The sequence below is a fragment of the Curvibacter sp. GW821-FHT01G03 genome, assembly GCF_059422285.1.
Window position 1 is genome coordinate 84,774 of record NZ_JBWKWP010000012.1, and the last position, 23,384, is coordinate 108,157.

The 23,384-nt window shown below is 68.0% G+C and carries 17 protein-coding genes; 3 read left to right on the top strand and 14 right to left on the bottom strand.

Going from position 1 to position 23,384, the window contains the following annotated elements; genetic code table 11:
* Positions 1 to 6: 6 nt before the first annotated feature.
* From AC07VS_RS18210 to scpC, 13 genes are all read right to left on the bottom strand, one after another.
* Positions 7 to 492, bottom strand: a complete 486-nt coding sequence (locus AC07VS_RS18210; protein ID WP_494751648.1) for a thioesterase family protein — start codon at positions 490 to 492, stop codon at positions 7 to 9.
* Positions 489 to 1,655: an acyl-CoA dehydrogenase family protein gene (locus AC07VS_RS18215; protein WP_494751649.1), complete on the bottom strand. Its 1,167-nt coding sequence runs from the start codon at positions 1,653 to 1,655 to the stop codon at positions 489 to 491. Before AC07VS_RS18215 ends, AC07VS_RS18210 begins: the two co-directional genes overlap by 4 nt.
* Positions 1,652 to 3,649: an acetyl/propionyl/methylcrotonyl-CoA carboxylase subunit alpha gene (locus AC07VS_RS18220; protein ID WP_494751650.1), complete on the bottom strand. Its 1,998-nt coding sequence runs from the start codon at positions 3,647 to 3,649 to the stop codon at positions 1,652 to 1,654. Before AC07VS_RS18220 ends, AC07VS_RS18215 begins: the two co-directional genes overlap by 4 nt.
* Positions 3,649 to 4,464 (bottom strand): enoyl-CoA hydratase/isomerase family protein, encoded by an 816-nt coding sequence (locus AC07VS_RS18225; protein ID WP_492348134.1) that lies wholly within the window; start codon positions 4,462 to 4,464, stop codon positions 3,649 to 3,651. The genes AC07VS_RS18220 and AC07VS_RS18225 overlap by 1 nt, the downstream gene beginning before the upstream one ends.
* Positions 4,465 to 4,474: 10 nt before the next feature.
* Positions 4,475 to 5,653: an acyl-CoA dehydrogenase family protein gene (locus tag AC07VS_RS18230; protein ID WP_492348135.1), complete on the bottom strand. Its 1,179-nt coding sequence runs from the start codon at positions 5,651 to 5,653 to the stop codon at positions 4,475 to 4,477.
* Positions 5,654 to 5,722: 69 nt separating this feature from the next.
* Positions 5,723 to 7,336, bottom strand: a complete 1,614-nt coding sequence (locus tag AC07VS_RS18235) for an acyl-CoA carboxylase subunit beta (protein WP_494751651.1) — start codon at positions 7,334 to 7,336, stop codon at positions 5,723 to 5,725.
* The gene (locus AC07VS_RS18240) at positions 7,333 to 8,301 is read right to left on the bottom strand and encodes an SDR family oxidoreductase (protein WP_494751652.1); all 969 of its coding nucleotides are present in this window, start codon (positions 8,299 to 8,301) and stop codon (positions 7,333 to 7,335) included. Before AC07VS_RS18240 ends, AC07VS_RS18235 begins: the two co-directional genes overlap by 4 nt.
* Positions 8,298 to 9,026 carry a TetR/AcrR family transcriptional regulator gene (locus AC07VS_RS18245; RefSeq protein WP_494751653.1) on the bottom strand — a complete coding sequence of 243 codons (729 nt, stop codon included), beginning with the start codon at positions 9,024 to 9,026 and terminating at the stop codon, positions 8,298 to 8,300. The genes AC07VS_RS18240 and AC07VS_RS18245 overlap by 4 nt, the downstream gene beginning before the upstream one ends.
* Before the next feature lie 62 nt (positions 9,027 to 9,088).
* Positions 9,089 to 9,613 carry a 3'-5' exonuclease gene (locus AC07VS_RS18250; RefSeq protein ID WP_492348139.1) on the bottom strand — a complete coding sequence of 175 codons (525 nt, stop codon included), beginning with the start codon at positions 9,611 to 9,613 and terminating at the stop codon, positions 9,089 to 9,091.
* A 129-nt stretch (positions 9,614 to 9,742) separates the two neighbouring features.
* A complete protein-coding gene (locus AC07VS_RS18255; RefSeq protein ID WP_494751654.1) occupies positions 9,743 to 10,735 on the bottom strand; it encodes a tripartite tricarboxylate transporter substrate-binding protein in 993 nt (330 codons plus the stop codon).
* A 100-nt stretch (positions 10,736 to 10,835) separates the two neighbouring features.
* Positions 10,836 to 12,254 carry a phospholipase D-like domain-containing protein gene (locus AC07VS_RS18260; protein WP_492348141.1) on the bottom strand — a complete coding sequence of 473 codons (1,419 nt, stop codon included), beginning with the start codon at positions 12,252 to 12,254 and terminating at the stop codon, positions 10,836 to 10,838.
* A gap of 100 nt (positions 12,255 to 12,354) precedes the next feature.
* Positions 12,355 to 13,281 carry a bestrophin family protein gene (locus AC07VS_RS18265; protein WP_492348142.1) on the bottom strand — a complete coding sequence of 309 codons (927 nt, stop codon included), beginning with the start codon at positions 13,279 to 13,281 and terminating at the stop codon, positions 12,355 to 12,357.
* 64 nt (positions 13,282 to 13,345) lie between these two features.
* On the bottom strand, positions 13,346 to 14,860 hold the full coding sequence (gene scpC, locus AC07VS_RS18270) for a succinyl-CoA:acetate CoA-transferase ScpC (RefSeq protein WP_492348143.1): 1,515 nt from the start codon (positions 14,858 to 14,860) through the stop codon (positions 13,346 to 13,348).
* 264 nt (positions 14,861 to 15,124) lie between these two features.
* Here scpC and AC07VS_RS18275 point away from each other — a divergent pair, with 264 nt between their 5' ends.
* A complete protein-coding gene (locus AC07VS_RS18275; protein ID WP_494751655.1) occupies positions 15,125 to 15,724 on the top strand; it encodes a lipocalin family protein in 600 nt (199 codons plus the stop codon).
* A 66-nt stretch (positions 15,725 to 15,790) separates the two neighbouring features.
* On the opposite strand, the gene AC07VS_RS18280 is transcribed toward AC07VS_RS18275, so the two are convergent.
* Positions 15,791 to 16,954: an ABC transporter substrate-binding protein gene (locus AC07VS_RS18280; protein WP_492348145.1), complete on the bottom strand. Its 1,164-nt coding sequence runs from the start codon at positions 16,952 to 16,954 to the stop codon at positions 15,791 to 15,793.
* Between the two features lie 128 nt (positions 16,955 to 17,082).
* Here AC07VS_RS18280 and AC07VS_RS18285 point away from each other — a divergent pair, with 128 nt between their 5' ends.
* Entirely contained in the window at positions 17,083 to 19,449 is a 2,367-nt protein-coding gene (locus AC07VS_RS18285; RefSeq protein ID WP_494751656.1) for a penicillin-binding protein 1A, read from the top strand.
* 158 nt (positions 19,450 to 19,607) lie between these two features.
* Positions 19,608 to 23,366 carry a glycosyltransferase gene (locus AC07VS_RS18290; RefSeq protein ID WP_494751657.1) on the top strand — a complete coding sequence of 1,253 codons (3,759 nt, stop codon included), beginning with the start codon at positions 19,608 to 19,610 and terminating at the stop codon, positions 23,364 to 23,366.
* The last annotated feature ends 18 nt before the right edge of the window (positions 23,367 to 23,384 follow it).

Below are 23,384 nucleotides of genomic sequence, written 5' to 3' on the forward strand. Positions count from 1 at the left end.
GTCGGGTTATGAAACGATGTAGGCGGCCGTGCCGGTCGACATCAAGGTGCCGTCGGGGCCGCGGAACTCCATGCGGGTCGAAGCCACCCGTGAGCCCAGGCGCAGCACCTCGGCATGCAGGGTGAAGAATTCGCCAATGGCCGGGCGCAGGTAGTCGATGCGCAGGTCGATGGTGCCCAGCTTGGAAAAGCGCTTGAGCCTTTCCAGAGGCGGCTCGTCCATGTGGCGTGCGCCGATGGCCGCCATCACGGCCAGGCCGGCCAGGGCGTCCAGGCCCGACGCGATCACGCCGCCGTGCAGCCGGTTGTAGCTGAAGTGGCCGATCAGCTCGTGCTTCATGTCGATGCGCGCGGTCACGTTGTCGGGCTTGAGCGAGGTGATCTTCAGGCCGAGCACGGTGTTGAAGACGATCATCTCCTCGAAGATCTTCTTCAGGCCGGTTTCAAACTCGGGCTCGAAGGCCTGGGGCAGGGGGGCTGGGTGTTTGCTCATAAGCCCCATTGTCGTGCGGCCAGGTCTTTCATGATTTCCTCGGCGCCGCCCCCGATCATCATCACCTTGACCTCGCGGTAGATCCGTTCGCTGACCGTGCCGCGCATGAAGCCCATGCCGCCGAGGATCTGCACCGCCTGGTCGGCACAGAACTGCATGGTCTGGGTGCTGTGGTTCTTCAGCAGGCAGACCTGGGCCACCCAGTCGGGGCCCGTGTCACCTGCGTCGGCGCGGGCCGCCACCTGCTCCAGCCAGGCCGCGGACGAGTGGATGCGCATCTGCATGTCGACCAGCTTGTGCCGGATCACCTGGCGTTCGACCAGGGCGGCGCCAAAAGTCTTGCGCTGGCGCGCCCAGGCCAGGGCCTCGTCGTAGCAGGCCTGGCTGAAGCCCAGTGCCGCGGCCGACATGCCGAAGCGCTCGGCATTGAAGTTGCCCATGATGATGCGAAAGCCGGCCCCTTCGTCGCCCAGCAGGTGGCTGGCGGGCACGCGCACGCCGTCGAAGTGCAGTTGCGCCGTGTCGGAGCACAGCCAGCCCATCTTCTGCAGGGGCTGGCGCGTCAGGCCGGCGCTGGCGCCGGGCACCACGATCATCGAGAGGCCCCCAGCACCCTTGCTGCCGGGCTCGCCGGTGCGCACCGCCAGCGTGATCCAGTCGGCCCGCAGGCCCGAGGTGATGAAGGTCTTCTCGCCATCGATCACATAGTGGTCGCCCTCGCGCCGCGCCGTGGTGCGCAGGGCGGCCACATCCGAGCCGCCGCCGGGCTCGGTGATGGCCAGCGCCGCGATCTGCTCGCCGCGCAGCACCGGCGGGATCACCTGCTCGCGCAGGGCCTCGCTGCCGTGGTTCAGGATGGGGGGCAGGCCGATGTTGTGCGACAGCAGGCTGGCCAGCACGCCGCCGCTGCCGCCGTGGCGGCACAGCGCCTGCCACAGCGACAGGCGCAGCGCGTAAGGGGCCGGGGTGCCGCCATAGGCCTCAGGGTAGCCCAGGCCCAGCAGGCCCAACTCGCCAGCGCGCTGGTACAGGCTGCGCGGGAACTCGCCTGCCGCGTCCCAGTCGCCCACGTGCGGGGCAATTTCATGGCGGGCAAAGCGGGCCACCAGATCGCTCAGCGCAGTCCGGTCGGCCTGCAGGGTGTCGTCGGCGCGTTCACTCATGGCTGGGCCTCCTGGGCTGGGGTGTGGAGCGGTTCCAGGCGAAGCAGGCACTGGCCGGGCCCCACCTGCTGGCCTGGGCTCACCAGCAACTCGGCCACCCGGGCCGGGCCGGCCGCGGCCAGGTTGTGCTCCAGCTTCATAGACTCGATCACCACCAGCGCGTCGCCTGCGGCCAGCACCTGGCCCACTTCGGCCGCGATGCGGATCACCCGGCCATTGAAGGGCGCGCGCAACGCCAGGGCCTGGGCTCCGCCGGGCCCCCGCCCGGGGGGCTCGAACGAGGCATCGTCCAGCCACAGGTCTGCGCCGGCCACCTGCACATGCCAGCGCCGGGCATCGAGGGCCACGCCCTGCACGCTCAGGTGGCGGCCTTGCAGGCTCAGCAGCCAGCCGCCACCGGGCCGCTTCTGCAAGCCGATTTGCAGCGGGGTGGCCTCGCCCTGCCGGGCCTGGGCCTGGCCGGCGCCGGTTTCGCGTACCTGCCAGTCGTGCAGCCGTTCGCGATGGCGCACGCGCAAGGGGCGTTCCAGCGCGCAGGCCAGTGGGCTGTGCAGCCCTTGCCGCCCCCACAGCAGCAGTGGCCAGGCCCCGTTCAGGTGCGCGGCCTCCTGGGTACTCAACTGGGCGCGCAACTCATCACCGTGCTCAGCCAGGAAGGGGATCAGCGCCTGACCGGCGCGGAACACCGGGTGGTCCAGGCAGGCAGCCAGAAAGGCCCGGTTGCTGGGCAGCCCCAGCAGCACGGTGGCGGACAGGCCCTGGCGCAGGCGGGCGATGGCCTGATCCCGGGTGGGCGCATGGGCGATCAGTTTGCCCAGCATCGCGTCGTAGTGGGGGCTGACCTCGGTGCCCACTTCAAGCGCATGGTCGAAGCGCAGCCCGCCCCGGGCGTCGGGGTTCTGGAAATGCAGCACGCCCGGCGGTTCGACAAAGCCCAGTACGCGGCCGGTGTGGGGGCGGAAGTGCTCGTCTTCGGCGCACAGGCGCACCTCGATGGCATGGCCCTCGAAGCGGATCTGCGCCTGTTGCAGTGGCAGGGGCTCACCCCGGGCCACACGCAACTGCCACTCGACCAGGTCCAGCCCGGTCAGGGCCTCGGTCACCGGGTGTTCGACCTGCAGCCGGGTGTTCATCTCCATGAGGTAGAAGTCGTCACCGTCGAGCAAGAACTCCACCGTGCCGGCGCCCACGTAGCCAGCCGCCCGGGCCAGCGCCACGGCGCACGCGCCCATGCGCTGGCGCAAGCCGGGGCCCACGGCGGGGCTGGGGGCTTCTTCGATGATCTTCTGGTGGCGCCGTTGCACCGAGCAGTCGCGTTCGCCCAGGTGCACGGCGTGGCCGTGGCGGTCGGCAAACACCTGCACTTCGACGTGGCGGGGCCGCAGCAGCGCCCGTTCGATCAGCAGGCCACCATCGCCGAAGCCGGCCAGGGCCTCGCTGTGGGCGCTGGCCAGTGCGGCGGCCAGTTGCGCCGGGGCGCTCACCAGGCGCATGCCGCGTCCGCCGCCGCCGGCCACGGCCTTCACCATGAGGGGGTAGCCGATGTGTTCGGCCTCGGCGGCAAAGCGCTCGGGGCGCTGGTCTTCACCGGCATACCCAGGCAGACAGGGCACGCCATGGGCCTGGGCCAGGGCCTTGGCACCGGCCTTGCTGCCCAGTGCCCGGATGGCTTCGGGGGGCGGGCCGATCCAGTGCAGACCCGCATCGCGCACGGCCTGGGCAAAGTCGGCGTTCTCGCTCAGAAAGCCATAGCCCGGGTGCAGCGCGTCGGCACCGGTGGCGCGGGCGGCCTCCAAAAGCCGTTCTACCCGAAGGTAGCTGTCGGCCGAGCTGGCGCCCCCCAGGGCAAAGGCCTGGTCGGCCTCACGCACGTGCAAGGCCTGGGCGTCGGGTTCGGAGAACACGGCCACCGTCTCCAGGCCCAGGGCCCGGGCGGTGCGGATGATCCGGCGGGCGATCTCGCCCCGGTTGGCGATCAGCAGTCGTTTGAACATCAGGCCCTCGTACTTCCATCTGGGGCGCGCCAGGGCGCGGGTTGCTTGCGGGCAAAGGCCTGCAGGCCGGCGGCCGCCTCGGGGCCGCGCAAGGCACTGGCGAAGGCCTGGGCGGCCTGGTCCAGCCAGGCGGGCAAGGGCGGCTGACCGGCTTGCAGCAAGGCCTTGGTGGCAGCCACCGCGCCCGGGGCGGCGGCACTCAGGGCCAGCAGGCGGGCCGCCAGGCCGGCTTCCAGGTCAGTCACCACCTCGGTCACCAGGCCGTCGGCCAGGGCCTGGGCGGCCGAGTGGCGCTCGCCGCCGAGCAGCCAACGGCGGGCCCGGGCGTCGCCCAGCCGGCGCAGCACAAAGGGGGCGATCTGGGCCGGCACGATGCCCAAGGTCACCTCGGGGGCGGCCAGCACGGCGCCCGGTGTGGCCAGCACCCAGTCGGCGCAGCACACCAGGCCCAGGCCGCCGCCCATGGCGGGGCCGTCCACGGCGGCCAGCAGGGTCTGGGGCAGGGCGCACAGCGCCTCCAGCAACTGCCCGAACTCGCGGTTCATGGGCACCAGCGGGTCGGGCTGGCCGGGGGCCAGAGCCTGGCCCAGGCTGCTGGCAAAGCCGCCCAGGCTGCCGCCAGCGCAGAAGCTGCCACCGGCGCCGCGCAGCACCACGGCGCGAAGGGGGGTGTCTTGCGCGGCCCGGGCGCACGCTTGCAACAGGGCTTGCACCAGTTCGGCCGTCAGCGCGTTGCGGCTGGCCGGGTCGTTCAGCACCCAGTGTTCCACCCAGCCCGGGCCCAGCGGCTGGCGGTCGATCAGCAAGTGGGACATGGCGGGTGCCTCAACTGCGTGCACGCTTGGCGATGCCCATGACCTTGGCCAGGATGCCCAGCATCACCTCGTCGGCGCCGCCCCCGATCGAACCGAGTCGGCCGTCGCGGTACAGCCGCGACACCTTGTTTTCCCAGGTGAAGCCCATGCCGCCCCAGAACTGCAGGCAGCCATCGGGGATGCTGCGGTTCAGCCGGCCCGCCTTGAGCTTGGCCATGCTGGCCAGCTCGGTCACGTCCTGGCCTTGCACGTACAGCTCGCAGGCGCGGTAGGTGAGGGCGCGCAGGCACTCCAGCTCGGTCTTCATCTCGGCCAGCTTGAACTGCACCCATTGCTGGTCGGCCAGGGTGGCGCCGAACATCTTGCGCTCCTGGGCCCATTCGATGGTGGCTTGCAGGCAGTTCTCCAGCGATTGCAGGCAACTGGCGGCCGCCCACAGGCGCTCTTCCTGGAACTGCTGCATCTGGTAGATGAAGCCCTGGCCCTCCACGCCGATCAGGTTGCGTTGTGGCACCCGCACCTCGTCGAAGTAGATCAGGCCGGTGTCACTGCTGTTCATGCCGATCTTCTTGATCTTGCGCGCCACCTCGATGCCGCGGGTGAGGCGGCCGTTGCGGCCTTCGCGCATGGGCACCATGATCAGGCTCTTGTTTTTGTGCATCGGGCCTTCGCCGGTGTTGACCAGCATGCACATCCAGTCGGCCTGCAGGCTGTTGGTGATCCACATCTTCTGGCCGCTGATGAGGTAGTCGTCGCCATCCTTGCGCGCCACGCTCTTGATGCCGGCCACGTCGCTGCCGGCGCCGGGCTCGGACACGCCGATGCAGCCCACCACATCGCCTGCGATGGCCGGGGCCAGGAATTCGCGTCGCAGGGCGTCGCTGCCGAAGCGCGCCAGCGCGGGGGTGCACATGTCGGTCTGCACGCCGATGGCCATGGGCACGCCGCCGCAGTCGATGTGGCCCAGGGTCTCGGTCATGGCCAGGCCGTAGCTGTAGTCCAGGCCGGCGCCGCCATAGGCCTCGGGCTTGGTCAGGCCCAGCAGACCGAGCTGGCCCATCTTCTTGAACACCTCGTGGGCCGGGAAGATCTCGGCTTCTTCCCATTCGTCCACATGGGGGTTGATCTCGGTGTCGATGAAGCGCTTGAGCGTCTTCTGGATTTCGCGGTGCTCATGGGTGAATTGCATGGGGTGTCTCCGTTTTTGTCGTTCATGAGAGGGGCGCGGCGGGCCTGGGGTGGCCGTGGGGGGATGGGCTTACATGCGGGCCACCCCGAACTGCATCGGCCGCACGGGGCGGGCTTCGGCCTCGGCGCACAGGGCCAGGCATTGGGCCAGCACGGCGCGGCTGTCTCGCGGGTCGATCACGCCGTCGTCCAGCAGCAGGGCGCTGGTGTGGAACACATCGGCCTGGGCCTCGAACATGGCCACGATCTGCTCGAACTGGGTCTGGGCCTGCTGCGGGTCGGGGGTCTGGCCTTTGCGCGCCAGGGCCGCCTCGGTCACGATCTGCATGGTGCGGGCCGCCTGCTCGCCACCCATCACCGCGGTGCGGGCCTGCGGCCAGGTGAACAGAAAGCGGGGTGCATAGCCGCGCCCGCACATGCCGTAATTGCCGGCGCCAAAGCTGGCGCCGCATTGCAGCGTGATCTGAGGCACTGTGGCGTTGGTCACGGCCTGGATCATCTTGCTGCCGTGCTTGATCATGCCGCCTTGCTCGCTGTCCTTGCCCACCATGTAGCCCGTGGTGTTCTGCAGGTAGACGATGGGGTGGCCCAGCTGGCACATCCACTGGATGAAGTGCGTGGCCTTGTTGGCACCGGCCACGTCGATGGGCCCGTTGTTGCTGATGAAGCCCAGTGGCCTGCCCTCGATGCGGGCCTGGGCGCACACCGTGGCGGCGCCGTACAGGGGTTTGAATTCGAGCAGGTCGGAGCCATCGGCCAGGCGGGCCATCACCTCGCGCATGTCCACGGGCTGGCGCAGGTCATCCGAGATCAGGCTCAGCAGGTCGTCGGCCGGGTACAGCGGCGGCGGGGCGCTGGGGTCGACGGGGGCGGGGGCCCAGGCTATCCCGGCCAGCACCTCGCGCGCCAGGGCCAGCGCGTGGCGGTCGTCCTCGGCCAGGTACTCGCCCAGGCCCGAGGTGCTGCAGTGCATCTCAGCCCCCCCGAGCTCTTCTTCGGTGGCGATCTCGCCGGTGGCGGCCTTGAGCAGGGGCGGCCCGGCCAGAAAGGCCCGTGAGCGGGCGCGCACCATGATCACCACGTCACTGAGGCCGGGCATGTAGGCCCCGCCAGCAGTGCCCGAGCCGTGCTGCACAGTGATCACCGGGATGCCGGCCGCCGACAGGCGCGCCAGGTTGCGAAACAGGCTGCCGCCGTGCACAAAGCCTTCCACGCGGTAGCGCATCAGGTTGGCGCCGGCGCTTTCCACCAGGTGCACAAAGGGCAACCGGTTCTGCAGGGCGATCTCCTGCACGCGCAGGATTTTTTCCAGGCCCATGGGCTGGATGGCGCCGGCCTCGATGCCGGAGTCGCTCGCCGCCACCATGCAGCGCACGCCGGACACCTGGCCGATGCCGGCGATCATGCCGCCGCCGGGTACCGAACGGGCCGGGTCTTTCACGTCGTGCAGGTAGCCTGCCAACGAGGCCAGCGGCAGCCAGGCGCTGCCCGGGTCGAGCAGCAGGGCCACGCGCTCGCGTGGCAGCAACTGGCCGCGTTTTTCGAACACCGGGCGCGAGCGGGCCGAGGCGGCCGCCGCCCGGTCTTCCAGCGCACGCAGCGCGGCCAACCGGGCCAGCACGGCCTCCCGGCGTTGCTGGGCGGCTGGGGCCTGGGAGTTCCAGCGGGTTTCGTACCGGCTCATGGCTGTGGCTCCTGCTGGGTGGAGGGGGCGGTGGCGGGGGCGGTTGAGGGTGGGGGCGCTGCGAACACGCGCGGCACCTGGGCCCGGTGAAAGCCATCAAAGGGGTGCACGGCGGCGCGGTCGCGCTGGGCCGGCGTGGGCACGGCCATGGGCCAGCCCAGGCGGGTCTGGGGCCGGGCACCGTCGACCCGCAGCGTGCTGCCGCTGATGAAGCTGGCGGCCGGGCTGAGCAAAAAGACGATGGCGGCCGAGACCTCGGCCTCGTTGCCGAAGCGGCCCAGGGGCACGGTCTGGCGCATGGCGCGCAGGTGCTCGGCGGCCTCGGGCGGGTAGTGGTCCATGCCGCTGGAGGCGATGTAGCCCGGGGCCACGGCGTTCACGCGCACGCCGTCGGCGGCCCATTCGAGCGCGGCGGTCTCGGTCAGGCTGACCATGCCGGCGCGCGCGGCGCCACTGTGGCCCATGCCCGGCATCGAGCCCCAGATGTCGGCCACGATGTTGACGATGGCCCCCCCATGAGCGGCCATGTGCTGGCGGTAACACTCGCGCGCCACCAGGAAGCCACCGGTGAGGTTGGTGTTGACCACCGCCTCCCAGCCTTTGGCCGAGATGGCCGCCAGCGGGGTCATGTACTGGCCGCCGGCGTTGTTGACCAGGCCGTCCAGGCGTCCGTGGCGGCTCAGCACCCGCTGCACCATGGCCACCACCGCGTCCTCTTGGCGGATATCGCACAGCTCGGTGCTGGCCTGGCCCCCGTCGGCCTCGATCTCGGCCTGCACGGTGGCCAGTTTGGCGGCTTGGCGCCCCAGCAGCACGACCTGGGCGCCCAGGCGGGCCAGTTCGTGGGCGGTGCAGCGCCCGATGCCCGAGCCGCCGCCGGTCACCAGGATCACCTGGTCCTGAAACAGTCCGGGCGCGAAGGCCGAACGGTAGTGCGGGCCGGGGGGTGGGGTGGGGGTGTTCATGGCGTCTCCCGGGTGAACAGGGCCAGGGCCTGATCGGTGAGCTGGTCCAGGCTCATGCCGCGTTGCGGGTCGAACCACTGCACCGACCAGTTGAGGGCCCCGAAGATGAAGAGGCGCGCCACGGCCGGCTCGGCCTGCAGCGCCCCCTGGTTGGCCAGGGCCTGCAGCACGGGCATCCAGAGGTTTTCGTAGTCGTCCTTGACGCGGGCGATGCTCTTGCGCTGAGCCGGGCTCAGCGAGCGCCACTCGTACAGCATCACTGGAATGAAGTCGCTGTGGGGCCCCAGCAGGATCTCGAAGTGGTGGCGCACCAGCACGCGCAGGCGTTCGCGCGGCGGGGCGCTGGGCGGCAGCAGGGCCAGGGCGTTCTTCTGGCTGTGCAGGGCCAGCACCATGCCCTCGTCCATCACGGCATGCAGCAAGGCGCTTTTGCTTTCGAAATGGTAGAAGGGCGAGCCGCTGTGCATGCCGGCCGCTGCCGCGATGTCGCGGGTGCTGGTGGCATCGAAGCCCTGGCTGCGGAACAGGCGTGCTGCGCCCTCGATGAGGGCGCGACGGCGGTTGCCGTCGTCCAGCTCGTCCACGGTCTTGCGCGGGCGGCCGCGCGGCCGCCGGGCTTCGGCGACCTCGGCCGCAGGGGTGTCAACCAGCGGGGCGGCGGGCACCGGTGCGGTGGCTTTGGGGGGGGCTTTCGAGGGGGCGCGTCGGCGTGCAGGGGCTTCCATGCACGGCACGATAACAAAACCTTTTATTTATAGCAAGCAGTTGCTTTGTGAAAATAAATGGATCAAAGGCGGGGCTGTTGGCTCAGTTGCCGCACGGTCTCTTGCAGCACGCGGGCATCGGCGCTGGCCCGGTGGCGCTGCAGCTGCAGGCGTTGGGCCACTTGAAGGCGCGTGGTGTCCCAATGGGCCAGGCGGGCCTCGTCCAGCAGCACGAAAAGGTTGTCCAGCCGAAAGCTGGGCAGCAGGTCGGCCGCTTCATAGAGGCGGCCCAGCCAGCTGTAATCGTGGGCCCAGCCATCGGTGTAGACCGTCAGGCCGCGCAGGCGCCGGTTGAGCAGTTCGGCCAGGTCGCGGCACGATCGGCCATGGCGCTGCAAGGCCTCCTGCGTGATGTGATGTACCTGCTCGGCGGCAGGGTCCCAGTGCAGCCAGTCCGGCTCGGGGCGGACCAGGCTGCACCAGGCCTCGCCATCGGGCAGCACAAAGCCAACCTCGATCGGGTAGCTGCCGCGTCCGAATCCGGAAGCTTCGATATCGATCACTGCGGGGGCCAGGGTGGCCTCCTCCAGCGTGGCGTCTGCGTGCATGCCGCGCTCCTCCCTTTGTTGGTGTGACGGGCCGCCACAGCGGCCCTGCTCGGGGGTTAGCAACTTTGAGGCCTGCCGGCTGGGGGCATGAGGTGGTCGCGCAGGGCGGGGCGTGGGTGGGGCTGCTGGTCAGGGTTGGAAGCCTGATTTGCGCACCACCGGCGCCCACTGGGCGGCATAGGCCGTGAGCATGCGACGCGTCTGCTCGGCGCTGCTGCTGACGGGCTCCATGTCGGCCGCGGCAAAGCGGGCCTGCAGCTCTTTCTGGGCCATGGCGGCGGTGACGGCCGCGCCGATGCGCTGGGCCCGTGCGGCTGGCAGGTTGGCCGGCGCGTAGAGCACATTCCAGCCCAGTGCCGACAGCTTGAGCCCCACATCGCGGAAGGTGGGCACGTTAGGCAGGGAGGCCGCCCGTTCGTCGCTCGACACGGCCAGGATGCGCAGCTTGCCGGTCTTGTGCAGGGGCTCCAGCGCGTCCAGCGTGTCTACGGCCACAGGCACATGGCCGCCCATCAGGTCGTTGAGCAAAGGGGCCGAGCCGCGGTAGCCGACGATGGGCAGGCTCAGGCCGAGTTGTTCGCCCAGCATCAGGGCAAAGAAATGGGGCAGGCTGCCGGTGGCTGGCACGCCGGCCGCCACCTTGTCCTGGTTGGCCGTCATCCAGGCGCGCAAGTGGGCGAACTCGCGCACTGGCACGCCCGTGCCCACGGCCAGGCCGAAGGAATAACGGGTGATCTGGGCCACCGGGCGGTAGTCCTTGTCGGGGTCGTAGCCCACGTCCTTGAACACCAGCGGGGCCACCAGCATGGTGGCGGGGTTGGCCAGCAATAGCTGATTCTGGCCCGAGCTGTCGCGCCACAGCTGTTGGGCTGCCAGGCGGCCACCGGCACCGACGTGGTTCTCGACGATCACGGGCATGCCCAGGCGCGGGGCCAGGGCGTCGCCCAGCAGCCGGGCGGCACGGTCGGACGTACCGCCAGCCGGGTAGGGCACGACGATCTTGAGGGGGCCGCCTTCGAGCGGCGCTTCGGCGCGGGCGGGGCCGATCAGGCTGGCGGCACCCAGCAGGCTCAGCGCTTGCAGGGTCTGACGGCGGTCTAGGTCTGGACGGGGCTTGTGCATAAAGGCTCCAGGATTTCAGTGCAGCCAAGAATGTAAGCGCATGTCACCCGTCTTCCGGGCCGGGATAACCAGTCCCTGCAGCACCCGCTCAAGCCTTGCACTAGAGCTCGAAGCCCATCCACAGCAGCATGCCCTCCAGCAGGTCGCGCACCAGGCCCGGTGGCTGGGCCCGGTAGGGCCGAGCCCCCTGGCGTTCGCGTTCGAACCAGGCGGCAAAGCGCTGCACGTCGTGGGCGGACTGAAAGGCGACCATCAGCTCGTAGTTGAGGAACAGGCTGCGGCTGTCCAGGTTGGCCGAGCCGGCCAGTGCCAGTTGGTCGTCGACCACGGCCAGCTTGGCATGCAACATGCCCGGTAACAGCCAGACCTGACCGCCGGCCTGCACCAGGGCCCGCAGCGCCCGGGCCCGGGCCAGGTCCGACAGTCGGTGGTTGGATCGAGCCGGCAGCAGCAGTTCGACCTGGACCCCCCGACGTGCCGCCAGGCACAGGGCATTGAGCAGGGCCGGGTCGGGCACGAAGTAGGGGGTGACCAGGCACAGCCGGCGGCTGGCCCGGTAGGCCGCCGTGAGCAACATGGCGTAGACCGTGTCGTCGGCCTGGTCGGGGCCCGAGGCCACCCACTGGGCCTGACCGGTGGGCGCACTGGGGTTGTCCCCCCGAGGGTGGCTTGGACTGGGCGGCGCGCGGCGACCGCTGGCAAAGGCCCAGTCGTGTTCGAACTGCCAATGGGCCAGCGCCACCAGCGGGCCTTGCAGGTCAAAGCTCAGGTCGCGCCAGGGTGGCTGATGGGCCTCTCCCTCGAAATACTCGGCCGCCAGATTGCGACCGCCGCACCACAGGCGGGCCTGTGGCCCGCCGGCATCGGCCACCACCAGCTTGCGGTGGTTGCGCAGATTGATGCGGCCCTTGAGGGGCGAGTGCAGCGGCGGAACGAACAAGACCAGTTGCCCGCCGGCCCGGGTGAAGCGGCTGAGTCGAGGGCGTCCGGCCATCAGGCTGCCCAGGCCGTCGAGCAGCAGGCGCACGCGTACACCCGCCACCGCCTTGGCGCACAGGGCATCAATCAGGGGGCTGCCCAGGGCGTCGTCCTTGAGGATGAAGGTGGCGATGTCCAGGCTGTGGCGGGCGCCTTCGATGACCTGCAACAAGGCTTGCCGGGCCTCGTGCCCGTCGGCGTGCACCTGGAGGCTGTGGTAGCCCGCAGGGCCGGCCTGGCCCAGGGCGAGCAGGGTGTCGCAGGCCCAGTGCGCCGGGGTGTCGCTGCTCGGCGGGGCATCGCCTGCCGTTGGGTTCTTGGGCGCCGGCGTGGGGCGCTGGCGCTTGCGGGAGCCAAAGGTCAGGTAGGCCGGCAAGGCCACGTAGGGCATCAGCAGGATGAAGAACACCCAGGCGATGGCGGCCGTGGGGTGGCGGCGCTGGCGCATCACATGCGAGGTGACCACATAGATCAGCACCGACACCACCGTGACCAAGCCGTGCAGGGTCAGCCAGTCGAAGGGGGTGAGAACGAAGAGCATGAAAGGGGCCCAGGGTTGCGGCGCATTCTAGGCGCGGCCTGCGGCGGGGCGCCGTGTTATCACAACTGCTTGCGTTTGGCGGGCCGCCTTGCGGGATTTTCTACAACAGGCAGTAGTCGACCGGTTGCAGTGGGGGCGGCAGATCGGACTCGCCCAAGGCCTCGCGCAGGTGGATCTCGATGTGGCGGCACAGGGCGTCCAGCGGCAGGTCGTTGGCCAGCAGGCCGAAGGGCTCTTCGATCTCGTCGCCCAGGGCGTCCAGGCCGAAGAAGGTGTAGGCCACGATGGCTACCACCACCGGGGTCATGAAGCCCAGGGTGTCCACCAGGCCGAAGGGCAGCAGAAAGCAGTAGGCATAGGCCGTGCGGTGCAGCAGCAGGGTGTAAGAAAAGGGCACGGGAGTGTTCTTGATGCGTTCGCACGAGGCTGCAGCCGAGGTCATGGCCGACAGGGTGGCATCGATGTGCACCAGTTCGTTGGGCCCCAGCAGGCCGGCGCGGCGGCAGGCGGCCAAGTCGGCGCCCATGCGCATCATCAGGGCCTGCGGCTTGTTGCTGCTGGGCGCCACGGCCGTCCACTCTTCGGCGGTGACCAGGGCTTGCAGTTCGCGCGGGTCGCCCCCGTTGCGCAGCAGCAGGCGCAAGGCATGGCAGAAGGCTGCGGCGCGCAGCACCATGATGCGTCTCAGGTCGGGCTGCCCGGCGGGCGGCGCGTCGATCAGGTGCAGGCACTGACGCGCCAGGTTGCGGCTGCGCAGCACCAGCTCGCCCCACAGCTTGCGGGCTTCCCAGTAACGGTCGTAGGCGGCCGTGTTGCGAAAGCCCAGAAAGATGGCCAACGGCAGGCCGATCAGTGAAAACGGAATCGCTGTGAGCGTGACCTTGGTGTGGAACAGGGCCCCGTGGGTCACGGTGACCACCGTGGCCAGCAGGATGTTGAAGGCCAGCACGCGGAAGATGCGCGGCATGATCGAGCCGCGCATCAGCAAGAAGAGCTTGAGGCCGTTGGGCCGGTCGCGGACGATCATGCGGGCCACCTGCCGGGCTGGTGGCCCGGCTGGATGATGTGCGGCACCCAGGGCTGTGTCATCGTCACATTTTGCCTGTTTCGAGGAAGCGGCTGTGCCAGCTCAGGGCCTCGTTGAGCAGGTGCGGTGTGTGCAGGCCGGACGAACTCTTGGCTGCGCGGTCCAGGTAGTCCTGCAGCTGGGGCCTGAAGCTGGGGTGGGCACAGCGTTCGACGATCAGTTTGGCTCGTTCCGTGGGCGCCAGGCCACGCAGGTCAGCCAGGCCCTGTTCGGTGACGATGATCTCGACGTCGTGCTCGGTGTGGTCCACGTGCGACACCATGGGCACGATGCACGAGATGGCACCGTCCTTGGCCACCGAGGGCGTGACGAAAAAGGACAGGTAGGCGTTGCGGGCAAAGTCGCCCGAGCCGCCGATGCCGTTCATGATGCTCGAGCCCATGATGTGGGTGGAGTTGACGTTGCCGTACAGGTCGGCCTCGATCATCGCGTTCATGGCGATCACGCCCATGCGCCGCACCAGCTCGGGGTGGTTGCTGATCTCTTGCGGGCGCAGCACGATGCGTTCGCGGTAGAAATCGATGTTCTGGTTGAAGTCTTCGGTGGCCTGGGGGCTCAGCGACAGGGCGGTGGCCGAGGCAAAGCTCAGCTTGCCTGAGCGCACCATGTCGAGCATGCCATCCTGCAGCACCTCGGTGTAGGCGGTCATGTTCTCGAACGGGCCCTTGTTGAGCCCGGCCAGCACGGCGTTGGCGATGTTGCCCACGCCCGACTGCAGCGGCAACAGGTTGTCCGGCAGGCGGCCTTGCTTCACCTCGTGCTTCAGAAAGTCGATGATGTGCGCGGCAATCTGTTCCGAGACCGCATCGGGCGCTGCAAACACCGAGTTGCGGTCGGATTGGCGGGTGCGCACGACGGCGATCACCTTGGATGGGTCGCAGCGCAGATAGGGTTCGCCAATGCGGTCACTGGGGTGGGTCAGCGGAATGGGCTTGCGGTTGGGGGGCAACTGGGTGCCGTAATAGACGTCGTGCATGCCTTCCAGTCCGGCGCTTTGCAGTTCGTTGACCTCAAGGATGATCTTGTCGGCCTGGTCCAGCCAGGTCTTGTTGTTGCCCACCGAAGAGGAGGGGATCAGGCGGCCGTCGGGCAGAATGCCCGCCACCTCGACCACGGCCACATCCAGGTGGCCCAGGAAGCCGAACCAGGCCATCTGGGCCACGTGGGACAGGTGCATGTCGATGTAACGCACCTGGCCGTTGTTGATCAGCTTGCGCAGGGTGGGGTCCGACTGGTAGGGCAGGCGTTTTTCGATGCCATTGACCTTGGCCAGCGCGCCGTCCAGTTCAGGCGCGGTGGAGGCGCCGGTCCACAGGCCGATGCGGGCCTCGGTGTGGCCTGCCGCATGGCAGGCCGCCAGGCGTTCCGCCAGTGCCTGGGGCACGGCCTTGGGGTAACCAGCGCCGGTGAACCCGCTCATGCCCACGTTGGCGCCCAGGGGAATCAGGGCGGCGGCTTCTTCGGCGCTCATCACCTTGGACAGAAGTTCGGGGCTGCGGATGCGATCAGTCGGGCTCATGCGGTCAGGTCTCCAGTCGGTTTGCTGGCGTCTGGGATTGCGCCAGAAGCGCGGGAGTCTAGCAGGCAGAAACTTACAAATTGGTAGAAACCCTTGCTATTTCCTGAACAACATTTGAACAAATGTGCTTTGTCGAAAAAACGAATTAAGAGAACAAAGGATTAGATTTTGATGAAAATAATGACTCTTAAGATTATTTTGTCGTCGGACAGCGCAGTCTCAACTTGATTTTTCAGTGGTGATGCATCAACAAAAAAGGTTTCCATGTCACAGTCTTTGAAGCCGTTCCGATTGACTTGGCGTCGTCGCCTGACCCCCTGGCTCCTGGTCAGCGCGGGCTGGGCGAGCGTGTTGGCAACCGGTGCCCACGCGGCGGAGCCCGCCGCGCTGCAGTCGATCGAACGGCTGGATCTGCCGCGCTATCTGGGCACCTGGTACGAGGTGGCCAAGTTTCCGAACCGGTTCCAGAAACAATGTGTGGCCGACACCCGTGCCGACTACCAGAGCAACCCTGATGGGACGGTGCGCGTGGTCAACCAATGTCGCCTGGCCGACGGCCGTGTCGACAAGGCCATGGGGCAGGCCCGCCAGATCGGCCTGGCCGACTCGCCCCGCTTGCAGGTGCGTTTTGCGCCGGCCTGGTTGTCCTTCATTCCGGCGGTGTGGGGGGATTACTGGGTGATCGACCTCGACGAGGCTTACCAGTTGGCGGCCGTGAGTGAACCGCGCCGAGAATACCTGTGGGTGTTGTCGCGCACCCCCAGCGTATCGGCGCCCGTCTATGAAGCCTTGCTCAAGCGCCTGGCGGCACAGGGCCTGGAGGTGGGGCGCCTGGAGCGCTCCCCGCAGGGCGCTGCGCCCTGAGAGCCTGTTCAATGTCTGCGCGACCCGAGAGAGGCTTTGAACAGGCGCAGAGCGCCCCGGCTTAGCTCAAGGCTTCACGTAGTCCGAAACCACCTTCCAGCGCCCGTCCTGGATCTGCGAGAGCCGGCTGAGGGTGTTGCCCAGGCGTTTTTGCGGGCCAAAACTGGCCTCAGGGCTGCCGAAGATGTCGGGCGGGATGACCATGGTGTCCATGGCCTTGATGAAGCTGTCGGTGCTCAGGTTGGGGCCGGCTTTCTGGGCCGCACGGATGAACGCGTCGATCGCGTTGTAGCCATAGACCGAGAACACGGTGGGGTCTTCGTTGAACTTGGTCTTGTATTTGTTGGCCCAGAAACGGATCGGCTGCGCGGCTTCGTCCAGGTAAGGGTGCTGCACCGTCATGGTGGCGTACAGCCCATCCATGGGTTTGCCGCCCAGTTTGTGGATCAGGTCGGTGTAGGCGGCGCTTGAGCCCAGGAAGGTGGGGTTGAAGCCGATCTTGCGCGATTCGCCAATGGCGCCGATGGTCTCGCGGATGATGGTGCCCAGCACCACGAAGTCGCAGTTGGCGGCCTTGAGCTTGGCCACCTGCGACGAAAAATCGGTGGCGCCACGCTTGTACGAGGTTTTTTCTGCGAAGTCGGTGCCCATGGCCTTGAGGGCCGCCTCACCCCCGCGCAGCACCTCCAGGCCGAACTCGTCGTCCTGGTACAAGGCACACACCTTCTTGGCCTGCTTTTCCTTGATCAACTGCGGTGCGGCCAGCCGGATCTGGTCGTAATAAGTGGCGGCGAATGAGTACTTGAGCCGATGGAAGGGCTCGTACATCTCTCGCGCGGCGGTGACCGGAAAGAAGTTGATCACGTTCTTGTCAAACTGCACCGGCATGGCCGCCAGGTTCTGGGCCGTGCCGATGTGCGCCACCATGGCAAAGATCTTGTCCTGGTTGACGAGTTTCTGGGCCGCCAGCACCGCCTTCTTGGGGTCGTAGCCCGAGTCTTCGACCAGCAGCTTGATCTTGCGGCCGTTCACGCCGCCTTGCTCGTTGATTTCGTCCACCCGCAGCATCATGCCCAGGCGGTCTTGCTTGCCGAAACCCGCCAGCGGACCGGACAGGTCTTGAATCGATCCAAGCACGATGGTGTCCTTGCTCACCCCCTGGCTTTGGGCCAGGGCGGCGGTGGCGCTGAGGGTGAGCACGGCGAAGGCCGGGGCGAAACGTCTCTTCATGCGGGTCTCCTTTTTGGGTGCTTCCGTTATACGGCTCGCCCCTGCCTGCGCCACCGGCACTTTCCCTAGGACGGATGGGGGTGTGGGGCGCTTGTCGATAATGGGCGTTTTGTCTGAGCTCTCCACGCATGCGGTTTTCATTCCCTGACTCCCTCCGACCGGTCCGCCTGGGCAGCGCCTTGCGAGTGCATTGGCGCCGGGTGCTGGCCTGGGGGGCGCTGGCGCTGGTCCTGTTGTCGGTGCTGACCGTGGTGGTCGGCGTGCTGATGTACCCGAACCTGCCGGACACCAGCGCCCTGTCCAACTACCAGCCCAAGCAGCCGCTGCGCGTGTACACCGCCGACGGGGTGGAGATCGGCGGCTTCGGCAGCGAGCGCCGGGTGTATCAGCGCATCGACCAGATTCCCCAGCTGATGCGCGACAGCCTGCTGGCGGTGGAGGATTCGCGCTTTTACCAGCACCACGGCATCGACCCCATCGGCATCGCTCGGGCGCTGACCTCCATCGTCACCGGCGGGCGGCTGCAGGGGGCCTCCACCATCACCCAGCAGGTGGCGCGCACCTTTTTTCTGAACCGATCACGCAGCCTGGGGCGCAAGTTCAAGGAAGCCTTGCTGTCGCTGAAGATCGAATCCCAGCTCAGCAAGGACCAGGTGCTGGAGCTGTACATGAACCAGATCTACCTGGGCTCACGCGCCTACGGATTCGAGGCGGCCGCACAGACCTACTTTGGCAAGACGCTGGCCGCGCTGACGCCGGCCGAATGCGCCATGCTGGCCGGCCTGCCGCAGAACCCCTATTTTGTGAACCCGATCCGCAATCCCGAGCGGGCCCGGGCGCGGCAACTGGTGGCGCTGTCGCGCATGCATTCCCAGGGGGTGATCAATGATGCACAGTACGAACAGGCCAAGGCTCAGAAGCTGGTCATCCGCAAGCTCAACGAGGTGGATGTGCACGCCGAGTACGTGGCCGAGATGGCGCGCCAGCAGGTGTATGCCCAGTTTGGCGAGCTCAGTTACACCACCGGCCTGAAGGTTGAAACCACGCTGCGTGCCGATGAGCAGGAGGCCGCCTACAAGGCCCTGCGCCGCACCTTGATCGAGCGCGAACTGCGCCAGTCCTGGCGTGGCCCCGAGGGTGAAGAGACCTTGGCGACCGGGCTGTCCGACACCGACCCGGCCGTGGCCCAGAGCCTGTCTGACTACGACGACGACGATGAACTGCGCGTGGCCATCGTGACCCAGGCGGCGCCGAAGGCGGCCACCGTGGTGCTGGCCTCGGGTGAGGTGTTGCACCTGGAGGGCGCCGCCCTGCGTCAGATCCAGCCTGGCCTGGCACCCAATGCCAGCAACAAGTTGCGTGTGCGCCGCGGCGCCGTGCTGCGGGTGCTGCAGCAGGGCAAGGGCTGGGTACTGACCCAGTGGCCCGAGGCCGAGGGGGGGCTGGTGGCGCTGGATCCGGCCAATGGTGATGTGCGGGCCCTGGTGGGAGGCTTTGACTTTCACCGCAACCAGTTCAACCACGTGACCCAGGGCTGGCGCCAACCGGGCTCCAGCTACAAGCCTTTCATTTACGCCGGTGCCATGGAGCGTGGCGTGCAGCCCGAAACCCTGGTCAATGACGCACCGCTGAGCCATGTGGGGGATTGGTCCCCCGAGAACGACGATGGCAGCACCGACGGCCCCATCACGGTGCGCCAGGCGCTGATCCGCTCCAAGAACCTGGTCTCGATCCGCCTGCTGCAACTGCTGGGCCCCCAGGCCGCACGCGACTGGACCAGCCGCTTCGGCTTTGACCCCGAGCGCCAGCCCGACAACCTGACCCAGGCCCTGGGCTCGGGTTCAACCAACCCGATGCAACTGGCCGGTGCCTACGCCGTGATCGCCAATGGCGGCCTGAAGGTCAAGCCCCAGTTCATCCGCCGCATCAGCGATGCGACAGGCAAGGCGGTGTTCGAGGCGCCCGAGATCACACTCACCGAGGCCGACCGCGTGGTGCCGCAGCGCAACACCTTCATGATTGCCAGTCTGCTGCAGGACGTGGCCCGGGTGGGCACCGGGGCCCGCGCCCAGGCGGCGCTCAAGCGCCCCGATCTGTATGGCAAGACGGGGACCACCAACGATGTGGTGGATGCCTGGTTCGCTGGCTTCCAGCCGCGCATCGCCGCCGTGGCCTGGGTGGGCTACGACAGCCCGCGCAGCCTGGGCAGCCGGTCTTCGGGGTCGGCGTTGGCCTTGCCGGCCTGGATCGACTTCATGAGCACCGCGCTCAAGAACGTGCCGGTGCAGGAGCTGCAAGCCCCCGAGGGCGTGGTGCGGGTCAATGGCGACTGGCGTTACAGCGAATGGGCCGAGGGCGGTTTCATCCGCTCGCTGGGGCTGGAGGATCAGATCGTCAGCCCGGCCCTGGCGCTCAGCCCGCCAGTGCCGCTGGTGCCTGTGGTCGGCCCCGGGCCCGTGGTGCCCGTGGAAGTGCCGGCCACCGCGGCCCGCTGAGCGGGGCCTGCACACCACCGTTTTACAATCTCGCGGCCCGGTTCGCCCTGGCCGACGGTGCCAACGCTGGGAAGACTCTGAAGCCCGGAGCCTGGGCGGGTGGTGCCGACGTCACTGATGTTGAAGGGTTCTCAGTCTTGTCGACGACAGAAAAACAAATGGCGCCCAGCCTGGCGCCCCAAGCGCAGCACCGCTTTCTCTGGATCACCCATGCCCTGGGCGGCGGGGTGGAGCGCCATGTGGCCGATCTGCGCGCGCTGCTGGCAGGGCGCGCCCGGGTCGATGTGCTTCGACCGGCCGGTGCCGGCCTGGTGCGCCTGGAGCGTGCCGAAGGCGGTGAAGAGGTCTTGAGCGCGGCGTCCTGGCCCCGGCTGGCCGCGGTGCTGGGTGGGCAGGGCTACAGCCGGCTGCACATCCACCATGTCGACGGCTTCGAGGCCGAAGTGCTTGACTTGCCGGGGCTGCTGGCCCTGCCTTACGACGTCACCTTGCACGACTACCTGACCTATTGCCCCCTGTACAACCTGTCCACGGCCGAGGGGGGGTATTGTGGCGAGCCAGATCTGGCCGGTTGCCAGCGCTGTCAGAAGGCGCGCCCTCATGCCTGGGGCCTGCCGGTGGCCACTTGGCGCGCCCTGATGCACCGCCTGCTGGCCGACGCCGACCGGGTGTTGGCCCCCTCGAACTTTGTGGCCGAGCGGGTGCAGAGTCATTTCCCCGATCTGCGCCTCACCGTGCTCGCCCACCCGCCCCGTGCTGAATGGCTGGCTGCCCCGGTGCGCAGCGCCCGGGTGCTGTTGATCGGTGGCTTGACGCGTTTCAAAGGGCTGGACGTGCTGCGCCATTGCGCTGAGGCGGCTCGCCAGCAGATGCTACCGCTCGAGTTCACTTTGCTGGGCACCCCCGAAGCCCCCATCGACGAGACCCCGGTGTTGCCGATCCAGCTGCATGGCCCCTACGACGATGCGGACCTGCCGCACCGATTGGCACTGGAACGTGCCGATGTGCTTTGGTTTCCAGGGCCTTGCCCCGAGACCTACTCCTATACCCTGGATGTGGCCCTGGCCTCCGGCCTACCCATCGTGGCCAGTGCGCGCGGCGCCTTGATCGAGCGCCTGGCGCAACACCCCGGCGCTCACCTGCTACCGGCCGACAGTTCCGCCGAGGCCTGGAACCAGGCCTTGCTGCAAGCCGTGCGAACGCACCAGCCGGCCCCGGGCGAGGCCGAGCCCTGGCTTGACCTGCCGGCCCAGGCCCGCCTGCGCCAGGCCTATGCCGACAAGCTGATGCAGCCACTGGCGGGCGTGATGCCCGGGGTGCCGCAGCATCCGCTGCCTGACCTGTCGCCATTGCGGGCCACGGTGCCTGCCGGTGTGGACCTGCCCTTGCAGGCCTTGTATGACTACGGGGTGCGCTGTGGGCATCGCCAGGCGCGCGAAGTGCTGCAACAGCGGCTCGCCGAGGTGGTCGAGCAGCAGGCCTTGCTGGCCCGTGCGAGTGAAGCGGCTGGCAGGCCATGGCAAGAGGTATTCAGCAGTTATCTGGACGATCTGGGTGCCCTGCGCAATGAGCTGGGATTTGTCCGCGATGAGTTCGCTCGATATCAACAGCAGGCTCAGCAGCAGGCGCAGGACGCCCATCGACAACTGTGTGCTCAGCAGGAAGAAGCCCGCCGAGTCGAGCGCTTATTCGAGTCGCTTGGTCAGGATCTGATGCGCAGCCAGGCCCGCATTGCGGAATTGGAGCAAAGCACCTCCTGGCGCGCCACTCGGCCACTGCGCTTCGCGAGTCGGGTGTTCAAAGCCTTGCGTTCGCGGGCGGGTACTGCCCGTCGTCAAGGCCGGCGCGCCGTCGAGCGCCTGCCCATGCTGCTGCGCATCCTGCGCACCGAGGGGCCGGCGGCCCTGGTGCGGCGCATCAATGACAAGCTCAATGCCCCGGCCTACCAGGCGCCCCAGCGCCCGGCGCCAGCGCAGGCCGAGATCGTGCCGCTGAGCCTGGCCACTTGCCCGGCAGACAAGGTGCCCCGCTACTCGATCGTGATCCCGGTCTACGAGCAGCACCTCTACACCTTCAACTGCCTGAAGAGCCTGGGCGAGCACACCGACCTGTCGGATGTCGAAATCATCGTCGTGGATGACGCCTCGCCCAACCCGGCTGCCCAGGCGCTGCCCGACCTGCAAGGCGTTCGCCTGGTGCGCAACCCGCAGAACCTGGGCTTCATCGGCAGTTGCCACCATGGTGCCGACCTGGCCCGCGGCGACATGCTGGTCATGCTGAACAACGACACCCAGGTCACGCCGGGCTGGCTGGCCGCGCTCCAGTGGGTGTTTGACACCCGCTCGGACGCCGGCCTGGTGGGCGCGCGCCTGGTCTATCCCAATGGCACTTTGCAAGAGGCCGGCGGCATTCTTTGGCAGGACGGTTCGGCCTGGAACTGGGGCCGCGGCGACGACCCCGAGCGCCCCCCCTACAACTACCTGCGCGAGGCCGACTATTGCTCTGGCGCCTGCCTGGCCATCATGCGCAACGACTGGGTGGCGCTGGGCGGCTTCGACCGGGCCTACACACCGGCCTATTACGAAGACACCGACCTGGCTTTCCGTGTGCGGGCCGCAGGCCAGCGCGTGTACTACCAGCCTCAGTGCACCATCGTGCATTACGAGGGCATCAGTTCAGGCACCGATGAGACCCAGGGGGTGAAGCGGCACCAGGTGATCAACAAAGAGGTGTTCTTCAAGCGTTGGGAGGGTGTGCTCAAGCACCACCGCCTCAACGGTGTGGAACCCCAGCGCGAGGTGGACCGCGAGGCCCGGGCCCGGGTGCTGGTGGTCGAGGCCTGCATGATCACCCCCGATCAGGATTCGGGGTCGGTGCGCATGCTGGCCATGCTGGAGCTGCTGGTCGAGCAGGGTTGCAAGGTCAGCTTTGTGGCCGACAACCTCGAATGTCGCCAGCCTTACGTGGCCCAACTGCAGCGGGCCGGAGTCGAAGTCTGGTTTGCGCCCTACATCAACTCGGTGACCCAGTTGCTGGAGCAGCGCGGCAAGCTGTACGACACCATTCTGTTCTGCCGTCACTACATCGCGGCGCCCTACATGGCGCGCATTCGCGAATGGGCACCGCAGGCCCGCATCGTGTTCGACACGGTCGACCTGCACTACCTGCGCGAGCAGCGCCTGGCCGAGTTGGAGAACTCCTCGGCCCTGATGGGCACGGCGCTCAAGACCCGTGAACAGGAGTTGGGCGTGATCCGGGCCTGCGACGTCACCCTGGTGGTGAGCCCGGTCGAACTCGGTGTGCTGGGCCAGGAGGTGCCGGGCGCGGATGTGCGCATCCTGTCGAACATCCATGAGGTCGAGCCCGCCGGGCCGAGCTATGCCGAGCGCGAGGGCCTGCTCTTCATCGGTGGCTTCCGGCACCCACCCAACATCGACGCGGTGGAGTGGTTCCTGGCCGAGGTCTGGCCCCGGGTGCATGCCCGCCTGCCCGAGCTGATTTTCACCGTGGTGGGCAGCCACATGCCCGCGCGCATCCAAGCCCTGACGGGCCCGGGCGTGAACATCGTGGGCTATGTGGAAGACGTGAATCCGCTGATCGCCCAGGCCCGCATCTCGGTGGCGCCGCTGCGTTACGGTGCGGGCGTCAAGGGCAAGGTCAACCAGGCCATGGCCCATGGCCTGCCCGTGGTGGCCACCGGCGTGGCCTCCGAAGGCATGGGCCTGCGCCCGGGGGTGGACCTGCTGGTGGCTGACGACCCTCAAGCCTACGCCGATGAGATCGTCCGCCTGTACGGGGACGAGGCCCTGTGGAACAGCCTGGCGGCCAATGGGCGGGCCAACATCCAGCGTCATTTCTCAAGGGCCAATGCCGCCAAGACTTTGGCCGGGCTGGTGGCGCCGCGCACGCCCCATTGAACCTGGGTTATCCCAGGT